This window comes from Pseudodonghicola xiamenensis DSM 18339 (assembly GCF_000429365.1).
Taxonomy (GTDB): domain Bacteria; phylum Pseudomonadota; class Alphaproteobacteria; order Rhodobacterales; family Rhodobacteraceae; genus Pseudodonghicola; species Pseudodonghicola xiamenensis.
In genome coordinates this window covers 52,873-65,254 of sequence record NZ_AUBS01000009.1, presented here as the reverse complement: position 1 = coordinate 65,254, position 12,382 = coordinate 52,873, and the positions used below count along the sequence as shown (strand labels likewise).

The 12,382-nt window shown below is 64.9% G+C and carries 10 protein-coding genes; 8 read left to right on the top strand and 2 right to left on the bottom strand.

Annotated elements, in window-relative coordinates; all coding sequences use genetic code 11:
• Positions 1-165: 165 nt before the first annotated feature.
• Positions 166-651 (bottom strand): class I SAM-dependent methyltransferase, encoded by a 486-nt coding sequence (locus tag G455_RS0111420; RefSeq protein ID WP_028093835.1) that lies wholly within the window; start codon positions 649-651, stop codon positions 166-168.
• A 211-nt stretch (positions 652-862) separates the two neighbouring features.
• Between G455_RS0111420 and G455_RS0111415 the strand changes: the two genes are divergently transcribed.
• The 4 genes from G455_RS0111415 (at position 863) to G455_RS0111400 (ending at position 6,754) form a co-directional block, all read left to right on the top strand.
• Positions 863-2,632, top strand: a complete 1,770-nt coding sequence (locus tag G455_RS0111415) for an ABC transporter ATP-binding protein (RefSeq protein ID WP_028093834.1) — start codon at positions 863-865, stop codon at positions 2,630-2,632.
• Positions 2,633-2,693: 61 nt separating this feature from the next.
• Positions 2,694-4,562 carry an ABC transporter substrate-binding protein gene (locus tag G455_RS0111410; protein WP_229861775.1) on the top strand — a complete coding sequence of 623 codons (1,869 nt, stop codon included), beginning with the start codon at positions 2,694-2,696 and terminating at the stop codon, positions 4,560-4,562.
• Between the two features lie 12 nt (positions 4,563-4,574).
• The gene (locus G455_RS0111405) at positions 4,575-5,603 is read left to right on the top strand and encodes an ABC transporter permease (RefSeq protein WP_028093832.1); all 1,029 of its coding nucleotides are present in this window, start codon (positions 4,575-4,577) and stop codon (positions 5,601-5,603) included.
• Positions 5,600-6,754, top strand: coding sequence for an ABC transporter permease (locus tag G455_RS0111400; RefSeq protein ID WP_028093831.1), 1,155 nt, complete (start codon positions 5,600-5,602; stop codon positions 6,752-6,754). The genes G455_RS0111405 and G455_RS0111400 overlap by 4 nt, the downstream gene beginning before the upstream one ends.
• On the opposite strand, the gene G455_RS23865 is transcribed toward G455_RS0111400, so the two are convergent.
• Positions 6,745-7,359 carry a TetR/AcrR family transcriptional regulator gene (locus G455_RS23865; RefSeq protein ID WP_229861772.1) on the bottom strand — a complete coding sequence of 205 codons (615 nt, stop codon included), beginning with the start codon at positions 7,357-7,359 and terminating at the stop codon, positions 6,745-6,747. The genes G455_RS0111400 and G455_RS23865 overlap by 10 nt on opposite strands.
• A gap of 202 nt (positions 7,360-7,561) precedes the next feature.
• Here G455_RS23865 and G455_RS0111390 point away from each other — a divergent pair, with 202 nt between their 5' ends.
• Genes G455_RS0111390 through G455_RS0111375 form a run of 4 tightly spaced genes read left to right on the top strand, consistent with a single transcriptional unit; the run spans position 7,562 to position 12,382 of the window.
• Positions 7,562-8,815, top strand: coding sequence for a sarcosine oxidase subunit beta family protein (locus G455_RS0111390; protein ID WP_028093830.1), 1,254 nt, complete (start codon positions 7,562-7,564; stop codon positions 8,813-8,815).
• A 12-nt stretch (positions 8,816-8,827) separates the two neighbouring features.
• A complete protein-coding gene (locus G455_RS0111385; protein WP_028093829.1) occupies positions 8,828-9,106 on the top strand; it encodes a sarcosine oxidase subunit delta in 279 nt (92 codons plus the stop codon).
• Entirely contained in the window at positions 9,103-11,895 is a 2,793-nt protein-coding gene (locus tag G455_RS0111380; RefSeq protein WP_028093828.1) for a 2Fe-2S iron-sulfur cluster-binding protein, read from the top strand. Before G455_RS0111385 ends, G455_RS0111380 begins: the two co-directional genes overlap by 4 nt.
• Positions 11,888-12,382 (top strand): hypothetical protein, encoded by a 495-nt coding sequence (locus tag G455_RS0111375; protein WP_028093827.1) that lies wholly within the window; start codon positions 11,888-11,890, stop codon positions 12,380-12,382. The genes G455_RS0111380 and G455_RS0111375 overlap by 8 nt, the downstream gene beginning before the upstream one ends.

Below are 12,382 nucleotides of genomic sequence, written 5' to 3'. Positions count from 1 at the left end.
CCCGATCCTCCTGAGCTGGCTCCCACGGGACTAAAGTCCGAGGGTGACAGATTAGTTAAATCCGCTCGGCTCCCATACGGCAAGGGTGGCGCTGCGTCGCAGCAAAGATCGCCCCGCGCCGGCGGAAGGATGATGCGGCGCCGAAGGACAGGCGCCGCACCCAGGTCATTTGCGATAAATGAAACAGCGCCCCTCGACCGCGCCCTCGGGCAGCGGCAGCTCTTGCAGCCCCTCGAAATACATCCGGTCGGAGGAGACCATCAGCCCGCCCTCGGCCAGCAGCGGCTCGATCAGCGGCGAGACCCGGCGCGCGAATGCATCGTTCTTGGCCCGATTGTGCCCGCCCAGATCGGCGTGGATCAGGCTGGCGGTGGGGCCGAACCGCTCCAGCGCGGCGGGCAGCGTCTCCATCACATCCCCAAGCAAGGCGAATTCTGCAGCCGGGGTCGAATCGGGATGCGAGGCGATGGCGCGCTCGAAGACATAGATATCGCGGCCTTCGATCTTCTCGCGCATGTGGTGATAGGTGCGCCCGTTGCCCAGCCCCAGTTCGAATACTGGCCCGGGCATCGCCGCGGTCTGGGCGATGGCAAAGTCCAGGCACGCGCGCTGCGACACCATCCGGTCGATGAAAAGATCCAATCTGCTCATGCTGGGCTCCTGTGCCACCTGCGGTTTGTCATACTCATGCCAAATAGATCGCGTAATGTGTAGCCGGCTTGCAGCCCAATCCCTCCGCCTGTCGCGGCGGGGCTAATTGGGGTTTGACTAGAGAACCATACACACGCGATGGTGTGCCGAAACACCGGTTGGGACCATGACCTTGAATTCGCACCATCTGCGGCGGCAGAGGCGGGCCTGAATGACGCCGCTTTTAACCGTCGAAAACCTGAGCATCGGCTTCGGCGACTTCGAGCCGGTGGTGCGGGACGTCAGCTTCAGCCTCGACCCGGGCGAAACGCTGGCGCTGGTCGGGGAATCCGGGTCCGGCAAAACGGTGACTTGCCGTGCGGTGCTGCGGATCCTGCCGCGCAACGCCCGGATCCGCAGCGGGCATATCGCCCTGTCCTGTGGCGGGCATGTGACCGATCTGACGACGCTCAGCGAACGCCGGATGCGCGATGTGCGCGGTAATCAGGTGTCGATGGTCTTCCAGGAGCCGATGCGTTCGCTCTCGCCGCTGCACCGGATCGGCAACCAGGTGAGCGAGGTTCTGTGGCTGCACCGGCATGCCAGTGAATCCCAGGCACGCAAGACGGTACTGGAAACCTTCGAGCGGGTCGGTTTCCCGGATCCCGAACGCGCCTATCGGTCTTATCCGTTCGAATTGTCCGGCGGCATGCGGCAGCGGGCGATGATCGCAATGGCCATGGTCGCCAAACCCGATCTGCTGATCGCGGACGAACCGACCACCGCACTCGATGTGACGACACAGGCGCAGGTCCTGGGGCTGATCAAGGAGCTGCAGCAGGAAACCGGCATGGGGCTGATCCTGGTGACCCACGATCTGGGGGTGGTCGCCAACATGGCCGAGCAGGTGGTGGTGATGCATCGCGGGCGGGTCATGGAAGCCGGCCCTGCGACGGCCCTGCTGAAGGCCCCCGCCCACCCCTACACCCGGCAGTTGTTCGAAGCTGCCCCCGCCATCCCCGACGCGGCCCCCTGCCCGCAGCGCCCGCCCGAACGCGACCTGATCCTCGACATGAAGGCGGTGTCGAAGACCTATGTCCTGCGTGGCGGGCCGGCCTGGCGGCCCGATATCGAAGTGAAGGCCTGCCGCGGCATCGACCTGCACCTGCCGCGCGGCAAGACCCTGGCGATCGTCGGAGAAAGCGGTTCGGGCAAGACCACTGCGGCCCGGATCGCGCTGGGGGCCGAACTGCCCGACCCGGGCGGCGCGGTCTGGTTTCTCCCTGCCACCGGCGACCCGATCGCAGTTCATGCCATGACCCGCCCTCAGCGCATGGCATTCCAGCGCGAGGCACAGATGGTGTTCCAGGATCCCTATTCCTCGCTCTCGCCGCGCATGCGGGTGGTCGACGCGCTGACAGAACCGCTGGAGATCCACCGGATCGGCACCGGGGCGGAACGCCGAGACCGCGCCGCCGAGATGCTGCGGCAGGTCGGTCTGGACGCGGACATGCTGCAGCGTTTCCCGCATGCCTTTTCCGGTGGCCAGCGCCAACGGCTGTCGATCGCGCGGGCGATGATGCTCGACCCGTCGCTGATCGTCTGTGACGAACCGACCTCGGCACTCGATGTCAGCGTGCAGGAGCAGATCCTCAGCCTGCTGGAGGATATCCGCGACCGCATGAACCTGAGCTATTTGTTCATCAGCCACGATCTGGCCGTGGTTGCCCGGATCGCCGACGAGGTGGCGGTGATGCGCCAGGGGCTGGTGGTCGAGCAGGCCCCGCCCGAGGTGCTGTTCCACAACCCCCAACACCCCTACACCAAGGCCCTGATCGCAGCCCAGCCGCTGGCCGACATCGACAGACCGATCAACCTGAAACTGGTGGCGCTTGGCGCAGGATCGCCGGAAAGCTGGCCGGAAGCCTTCCGTTTTTCGGCCAGCGTGATACCGTCGCTTACCGAATTCGAACCCGGCCACAAGGTACGTTGCCATGTCTGACTGCCCCTTTGACCGATCCCGCCGCGCCTTTCTGCTGTCCTCGGCCGCCTTTGCAGGTGTGATGATCCCGCTGGCCGCGCTGGCCGTCCCGCCGCTGCAGGAAAACACCTTCTGGCAAGACGAGGTCAGCAGCGGCGCCCTGCCCCCGGTGCAGGACCGCCTGCCCAAGGTTCCCCTTGTGGTGGATCTCGAGGCCAAGGGCCGCCAGATCGGCATCCCAGGCGGCACGCTGCGCACCATGGTGACCCGCAGCAAGGACATCCGCCAGATGGTGGTCTATGGCTATGCCCGGCTGGTCGGCTATGACGAGACCTATCAGCTCAAGGCAGATCTCCTCGAAAGCTACGAAGTCGACGCCAACCGCAAATTCACCCTGCGGCTGCGCCCGGGGCACAGATGGTCCGACGGCCATCCCTTTACTTCGGCCGACTTCGCCTATTGGTGGCAGGACGTTGCCAACAACCGTTCGCTCAGCCCCTCCGGCCCGCCGGATTTCCTGCGCGTCGGGGACGAGCTGCCGCGCGTCAGCTTTCCCGACGAGGTCACGGTGATCTATGAATGGGATCAGCCCAATCCCAGCTTTATCGAGACCCTGGCCGAGGCGCGCCCGCCGTTCATATTCCGGCCTGCGCATTTCCTGAAGCGATATCACCAGAAATACGCCGACATCGAAGCGCTTGCCGAAGCGGTCGACGACGCCCGGGTCAAAAGCTGGGCCGCGCTGCACAACAAGCTCGACAACATGTACAAGTTCGACAACAGCGCGCTGCCGACGCTGCAGCCCTGGATGAACGCGACAGAGGGCAAAAAGATCCGCCAGGTCTTCGTGCGCAATCCCTATTTCCACCGGGTCGACACGGCGGGCGTGCAACTGCCCTATATCGACGTGGTCGAAATGGAGATCGTCGCCCCCGGCCTGGTCGCCGCCAAGGCCAATGCAGGCGAAACCGATCTGCAGGGCCGCGGTCTCGATTTTCGCGACATCTCGATCCTGCGCAAGGGCGAGACCGACGGCGGCAATTATCGCACCCTGCTGTGGCCCACCGGCGTCGCCTCGCAGATCGCGATATACCCCAACCTGAACTATAACGATGATGTCTGGCGCGGGGTGCTGCGCGATGTGCGGGTACGCCGCGCGCTATCGCTGGGGATCGACCGCAACACCATCAACCAGGCGCTCTATTTCCGTTTGGCCAAGCCCGGCGCGATGACGGTTCTGCCGCAAAGCCCCTTCTTCGACGAGGCCAACCGCGCCGCCTGGGCGAGCTACGATCCGACCGGCGCCAATGCGCTTCTGGACGAAGCCGGGCTGGATCAACGCGACCGGGACGGCATCCGCAAGCTGCCCGACGGGCGACGCATGGAACTGGTGATCGAAACGGCAGGCGAACGGCAAGAGGTCGAAAACGCGCTGCAGATCATCACCGATACCTGGCGCGAGATCGGGGTCAAGCTGATCATGCGGCCGCTGGATCGCGACATCCTCTATAACCGGGTCTTCGCCGGCACGACCATGGCGGCGGTCTGGTTCGGCTGGGACAATGGCATCCCGCAACCCTATACCTCGCCCTCCTATCTGGCCCCCACCGATCAGGTATTCTTCGCCTGGCCGAAATGGGGGCAATTCTATCAGACCAACGGCGCCGCCGGCGAGCCGCCCGACATGGAACCCGCGCAACGGCTGATGGAGCTGCTGAAGCAATGGGACCGCGCCGAGGACGACGCCCAGCGCGACGACGCCTGGCGCGAGATGCTCAGGATTCATGCGGATCAGATTTACGGCATCGGCCTGCTGGCCGAAGCACCGCAACCCATTGTGGTGAACAAGCGACTGCGCAACGTGCCGGAAAAGGCCCTCTGGACCTGGGATCCGGGCGCGCATTTCGGCATCCACCGGCCCGATGAATTCTTTTTCGCCGATGCCGGCTGATCGGACCCCGTCATGATCCTTCTGCGCTATGCGATCTATCGTTTCGCGACCATGCTGCTGACGCTACTGGTCGTCTCGGCGCTGATTTTCCTGATCATCAACCTGCCACCGGGCGACTACCTGTCAAACCAGATCACGGAATTGCGCGCCAGCGGCCAGGAATCCGGCGTCGCCAAGGCCGAGTTCCTGCGTCACGAATATGCGCTCGACCGACCGCTGTGGGAGCAATATATGATCTGGGTCGGGATGATGCCCGGCCCCAACGGATTTTCCGGCCTGATCCAGGGCAATTTCGGCTGGTCCTTCGAATTCGATCGTCCAGTGTCCGACATCGTCGGAGAAAGCCTGTGGCTGACAGTGCTGGTCAACCTCGCCGCGGTGCTCTTCGTCTATCTGGTGGCATTGCCGCTCGGCGTTCTGGCAGCGGCCCGGTCGCGGACATGGGTGGATTACACATCAGCCTTTTTCGGTTATCTGGGACTGGCGACACCGAACTTCCTGCTGGCACTGATCCTGTTCTATTATGGCCACAAGCACCTGAACCTGCCGATCGGCGGGCTGATGGATCCGCGGTTCGAAGGCCTGCCGATGAGCTGGGACAAGGCGCGGTCGATCCTGATCCACCTGATCGTTCCGACCTTCGTGATCGGGACATCGGGCGCGGCGGCGATGATGCAGCGGCTGCGTGCCAACCTGCTGGATGAACTGGGTAAACCCTATGTCGAAACCGCCATCGCCAAGGGGATGAGCCCGCCGCGAATGCTGGCGAAATACCCGCTGCGCATGGCCTTCAACCCCTTCGTCGCCGACATCGGCAACCTGCTGCCCTCGATGGTCTCGGGATCGGTGCTGGTCTCGGTTGTGCTGGGACTGCAGACCATCGGCCCCACCCTGCTGACCGCCCTGAAGACCCAGGACCAGTTCCTGTCGGGCTTCGTGCTGATGTTCGTGGCGCTCCTGACGCTGGTGGGCACGATGATTTCCGACGTGCTGCTGGTCCTGCTCGATCCGCGTATCCGCTACGAGGGGCGCGACGCATGACCAGACTACCCGATGGACGCTTTGTCGACGACGCCCCCTATGATCCGAATGAAAGCCTGCACCAGATCGAACGCCGCGATCTGGACGCCCCCAACTGGCTGCTGATCTGGCGCAAGTTCAGACAGCACAAGCTTGGGCTGATCTCGGGCATCTTCCTGCTGCTCAGCTATCTGATGCTACCTTTCGCCGGCTTCATCGCCCCCTATACGCCGAACGAACGGATGTCCGAGCATCTCTATGCTCCGCCGCAATCGGTGCACCTGTGGCACGAGGGCCGTTTTGTCGGCCCCTACGTCTATCCCACCAAATCCGAACCCGACCTGGAAACCTTCCAGTGGAAGATCGTGCCCGACACCAGCCGACCGATGCCGCTGAAGTTCTTCTGCCGCGGAGGCTCCTACCGACTGGCCGGACTGATCCCCAGCAAAACCCACCTGTTTTGCGCCCCCGAAGGGGCGACAGTGTTTCTGTGGGGATCTGACCGACTGGGACGGGATGTGTTCAGCCGCATCCTTTACGGCGCGCAACTGTCGCTGACGGTGGGGCTGATCGGCATCACCGTGTCCTTCCTGCTGGGGATCAGCTTCGGCTCGATCGCCGGCTATTTCGGCGGCAAGATCGACTGGGTGATCAATCGGGTGATCGAAATCCTGCGCTCGCTGCCAGAACTACCGCTGTGGCTGGCGCTGTCGGCGGCGGTGCCATCGAACTGGGGGCCGGTGTCGGTCTTCTTCATCATCTCGATCATCCTGGGCATTCTCGACTGGCCCGGGCTGGCGCGGTCTGTTCGGGCCAAGTTCCTGTCCCTGCGGGAAGAGGAATACGTCCGCGCCGCCGAGATGATGGGGGCAAGCTCGGGCCGGGTGATCCGCAAGCACCTGCTGCCCAATTTCATGTCGCACCTGATCGCCTCCGCCACACTCTCGATCCCCGCGATGATCCTGGGCGAAACCGCGCTGTCCTTCCTGGGTCTCGGCCTACGGGCCCCAGCCGTAAGCTGGGGGGTGATGCTGAACGACGCACAGAACCTTGCCAATGTCGAAATCTACTGGTGGACGGCGATCCCGATGCTGCCGATCATCGTGGTGGTGCTGGCCTTCAACTTCCTCGGCGACGGGCTGCGCGACTCGCTCGATCCCTATCAGTCCTGACCCGGTCGGCGCCGGCTGCGGCCGGTCTCATGCTGCGCCAGATTGGCCCGCACCTGATCGGACAGCGCCTGCACTTCGGCGTCCGAGGCCTGCCGACCGGTCAGGCAATAGAGATAATCACGGCTGCGCCGCAGCCGTTCGTCCCAGCTCTCCCGCCGGTCGAGCGCATCATAGCCGAACTGGTGAAAATAGAGGATCTGGGCGCGAACCTCGGCCTCCGAGACAGAGTAATCATAGCGGCGGAACATCGCGGCAAAGGCCTCGATCCGCCGCGCATCTGATTGGTCGACCGCCCGGCGCACCATCCCCGACCGCCGCGCCCAGTCACGCACCGCCAGGTCGAGCGGGATGTCGAACTGCCCCGGTGCCGCCCAATCCGCAATCAACTGCCCGACCGCGAAGTTAATCGTCGTCGCCTCGCAGTCGGCGGCGGCGATCAGAAGATCTGTATTGCGCTGTTGCCAATGCCCCAGCAGGTCTTCCAGCAGCTCGGCCCGGTTCTTGAAATACCAATAGAAGCTCGATCGCGCGCATTCGAGCTTGCGCGCCAGATCCAGCACCCGCACCCGGTCGATCCCCTCAGAAACCAGCGTATCCAGTGCCACCTTCAACCAGTCCTCTCGACTGGTCCGCCCCGGCCCCCGCCCGCGACGTTTGCCTTCCGTTTCAGGAGGTTCCTGCCCCGCTTCAGTCACTGGGCACGCCCCCCATAGTCAAATTAAGTACATTATTGAACATAAAGCAGAGTCCCTCTATAGTCGCACCAGGAACGTCCCGGAAGCCAAAGCTTCGCATCGCCGGATTGCCATGAACAAGACCTATTCCGCCCTGAACCTGTTCCGCGAGGGCCTGCGCGGCCAGCGTGGCTGGACCCCCGCCTGGCGGTCACCCAAACCGAAACCGAAATACGATGTCATCATCATCGGCGGTGGCGGCCACGGGCTGGCGACGGCCTATTATCTGGCCAAGAACCACGGGGTGAAAAATGTCGCCCTGCTGGAAAAGGGCTGGATCGGCGGCGGCAACAGCGGCCGCAACACGACGGTGGTGCGATCCGATTACTACTATCCCGAAAGCGCCGCGCTTTATGACCTGTCGGTGCGGCTTTACGAAGGGCTGTCACGCGATCTGAACTATAACATCATGTTCTCGCAACGCGGCATGATGGTGCTGACCCATTCCGAAGCCGAGATGGAGATGGCCGCACGTCAGGTCAACGCGATGCAGATCAACGGCATCGACTCGCAACTGCTGGAGACCGAGGGCGTGCGCAAGCTGGCGCCGATCCTGAACTTCGGCCGCGAGGCGCGCTATCCGATCCATGGGGCGATGTATCAGCCGCGCGGCGGCACCGCCCGGCATGACGCGGTGGTCTGGGGCTTTGCCCGCGGCGCCGACAGCTTCGGCGTCGACATCATCCAGAATTGCGAGGTCACCGACGTGATCGTCGAGGCCGGCCGTGCCACCGGTGTCGCCACCACCCGGGGCGAAATCCGCGCCAACCGGATCGGCGCTGCGGTCGCCGGCCATTCCTCGGTGCTGGCGCAGATGGCGGGCTACAAGCTGCCGATCCATTCCTACGCGCTGCAGGCCTTCGTCTCGGAACCGCTGAAGCCGGTGATGGACACGGTCGCCTTCTCGCCGGCCTATGGCACCTATTTCAGCCAATCCGACAAGGGCGGGCTGGTGATCGGCGGCGGGCTCGACCGCATACCCTCCTACGGCCAGCGCGGCAACCTGCCGGTGCATGAAACCGTGCTGGGCGGGCTGTGCGAGATGGTGCCGATGCTGTCCAAGGTCAAACTCTTGCGCCACTGGGGCGGCATCGTCGATGTCACCCCTGACAGCTCTCCGATCATCGGGCCCTCCGGGGTCGATGGGCTCTATCTTGATTGCGGCTGGGGCACCGGCGGCTTCAAGGCGATCCCGGCGGGCGGCTATATGCTGGCCCATATCCTGGCGACCGGAGAACATCACGAGCTGTCGCGCCCCTTCGATCTCAGCCGTTTCACCAAGGGCCGGCTGATCGACGAAGGCGCGGCCTCGGGCATCTCGCATTAGAAAGGACCGGACATGCAGCTTTTCCCCTGCCCCTTCTGCGGTCTACGCAATGAACGCGAGTTTCACTATATGGCCGAACCGGGCAAGTTCCGTCCCGACACTTCCAGCCAGATCAGCGCCGAGGATTGGGCCGCCTATCTTTACGACACCAGGAACGAAAAGGGCCGCGTGCGCGAGATCTGGATGCATCAAACCTGCCGCGAGCTGTTCGTGATGGAGCGCGACAGCGTGACGATGAATGTTCTGGGCAGCACATCGCTGCGCGCCTCCGCTGGGGAGGCCGCGGAATGAGCGGCACGCGTATTTCCAAGGGCGGTCTGATCGACCGCAGCACGCTTTTGCGCTTTCGTTTCGACGGGCGCGATTTCACCGGCCATCCGGGCGATACGCTGGCCTCGGCGCTGCTGGCCAGCGGCGTGCGGGTGATGGGCCGGTCGTTCAAATACCACCGGCCGCGCGGCGTCTGGGGGGCCTGGTTCGACGATCCGAATGCCGTCTTCAACGTGACGCTCAAGGGCGATGAGCTGCCGAACTGCCCGGCCACCACCACCCCGCTTGTGGATGGGATGGAGGCGCGGGCGGTGAACGCCTGGCCCAATGCCGAAAGCGACATCAAGGGCGGGCTCGATCTGTTCCACCGCTGGCTGGGCGCGGGGTTCTATTACAAGACCTTCATGTGGCCCGACTGGCATCTGTTCGAACCCTCGATCCGCAAGATGGCCGGGCTCGGCGCCGTCGACGGCAAGGTGATCGAGGGCTATGTCGCCGATCAGCTCCACGATCACTGCGACCTGCTCGTCGCCGGCGGCGGCGCGGCCGGGCTGGCGGCGGCGCGGGCGGCGGCCGAAGCCGGGCAAGCGGTGGTGCTGGTCGACGATCACGCCACCCTGGGCGGCGGGCTCTATCAGGGCGATGAGCCCGTCGAGGGCGAAGAGCCCCGCCAATGGGTAGCAACGCAAGAGGCGGCGATCCGCGCCGCCGGCGGCCGGATCCTCAGCTCCACCACCGTCTATGGCATCTACGACCACGGGCTCGCTGCCCTGGCCGAGGATCGCGGTTTCGCCCGCGCCCCCCGGCTCTGGCGGATGCGGGCGCGGCGCATCCTGATGGCGACCGGCGCCATGGATCGCCCGATCACCTTCGCCGACAACGACCGCCCCGGGGTGATGTCGCTGCAGGGCGCGGCAGAATTTCTGGGCCGCTATGGTGTGCTGGTGGGTCGCAAGATCGCGGTGCTGTCCAACAATTCGCAATCCACCCCCATCGTCGCCCATCTGCGCGCTGCCGGGGCCGAGGTGATTGAGGCCGACCCGGACGAGGGCACCCTGCGCGCGCTTGACGGCAAGAGGCTGAGTGGCGTGCAGATCGGTGGCCGCAAGATCGACTGCGACACCATTCTGGCCTCCGGCGGGCTGACGCCCACAGTCCACCTCTGGCGCCATGCCGGCGGCAAGCTGGACTGGAGTGCCGAGAAGGCCGCCTTCGTCCCCGGCGCGGCGCCTCAGGGCATGGTGGCGGCAGGCGCGGCGAATGGCACCTTCGATCTGGACCCCGCGCTGGCCGAGGCCCGCGCGGCAGCCCTTGGCAATGCACCCGAAACCGTTGCAACCGGCTATCGCATCAAACCGCTCTGGCCGCAGCCCGGCGCCAAGGGACGGCAGTGGATCGACTTCCAGCATGACGTCACCCTAAAGGATGTCGAACTGGCGGCGCGGGAAAACTATGTCTCGGTCGAACATCTGAAACGCTATACCACGCTGGGCATGGCGGCCGATCAGGGCAAGACCTCGAACATGGCAGGCCTTGCGGCCATGGCAGCGATCCAGGGCCGGCCGATCCCCGAGGTCGGCACCACCACCTTCCGCCCGCCCTTCGTGCCGGTGCCGATGGAGCTTTATCACGGCACCCGCCGCGGCCAGCTCGTCAATCCGCTGAAACGGCTGGAGCTTGAGGCCCAGCATCGCCAGGCCGGCGGCGCCATGTGCGAATATGGCGGCTGGCTGCGTCCCGGCTGGTACGGCCCCGATCAGGAGACCGCCATCAGGGCCGAGGTTCTGGCCGCCCGACAGGCCGCCGGCGTCTTTGACGGCTCCCCCTTGGGCAAGATCGAGGTGATGGGCCCCGATGCGGCGGCCTTCGTCAACTTCATCTATTACAACACCATCTCCACCCTGAGGCCCGGCCATATTCGCTATGGCTTCATGCTCAGGGAAAACGGGTTGATCCTGGATGACGGGGTGGTCGCCCGGCTGGGGCCGGATCGCTTCCTGATCTCCTGTTCTTCCTCTCATGTTGCCAGTGTGGAGCTGATGCTGGAAAGCTGGCGCCAGGATGGCAACGATCCCGACCGCATCTTCGTGCATGACACCACGCCGCATTGGGCGACGCTCACCCTCACCGGCCCGAAGGCGCAGCAGATCGTGGCGGCGCTCGACACCGGGGTCGATCTGGACGATTTCCCGCATATGACCCTGCGCGAGGGGCAGTTCGACGGTGCCCCCCTGCGCATCGCCCGGGTCAGCTTTACCGGCGATGCCAGTTACGAGCTGTCGCTGCGCGCCGGAAAGGCCGGGGCGCTTTGGCAGGCGATCATGGCCGCCGGCGCCCCGCATGACCTGCGACCCGTCGGGGTCGAGGCGCTCTCGGTGCTGCGCGCCGAGAAAGGATTTATCATGGTCGGCAAGGACACCGATGGCGAAACCATGCCGCATGATCTGGGCTTTGGCGTCCCCCGGCAGAAGAAGAAAGCCGCCTTCGTCGGCGATCGGGCGCTGCACAGCGACACCGCCAATGCGCCGGACCGTCGGCAACTGGTGGGGCTGACCCTGCCAGAGGGCGCACTGCCTCTTGCCACCGGCGCCCATATCGTGACGACGGGGCCCAAGCCACGGTCAATCGGCTTCGTCACGTCGAGCTATTTCAGCCCGACGTTGAACCGCCCCATCGCACTGGCGCTGCTGGAGCATGGCAGCGAGCGGATGGGAGAACGGGTCACCCTGCGCCACATGGGCCAGACCGCCACCGCGACCGTCTCGGCGCCCTGCGCGCTGGATCCTGAGGGAGAGCGTTTGAATGCGTGATGACAGCCACAAGTGGGACGTGCCACAGAACTTCTCGGCCCCCCTCGCCGGGCCGGGGGTGACGATTAGTCGGATCATCCCCGATCGCCAGACCCTGATCAGCGCGCCGGATATCCTGGCCCGCACGCCCGGGGCCGCCGGCTGGCCGGATCGGGCGGCGGGCGACAGCTATACCCTTTGCCTGCGTCGCGACCGGGTGCTTGAGGTCAACGGGCCCGCCCGCACCGATGGTTGGGACGGGCAACAAGCGGTGTCCGATATCACCGACGGGCTCACGATCTTCGAGATCACCGGCCCGCGCGCGATGGAACTGATCCGGCGCGGGGCGGAGATTTCCGACGCCCTGCCCTCACGCTCCGCGGTGCGGCAGGCCTTCGGGCTGGAGGTGATCCTCTGCCGCAGGCAAGACGCGCTGCGCCTGCATGTGGCGCGGACAGAGGCCCAGGCCCTGCGCAAACAGCTTGCCGATCATATCACCCTGATGTGA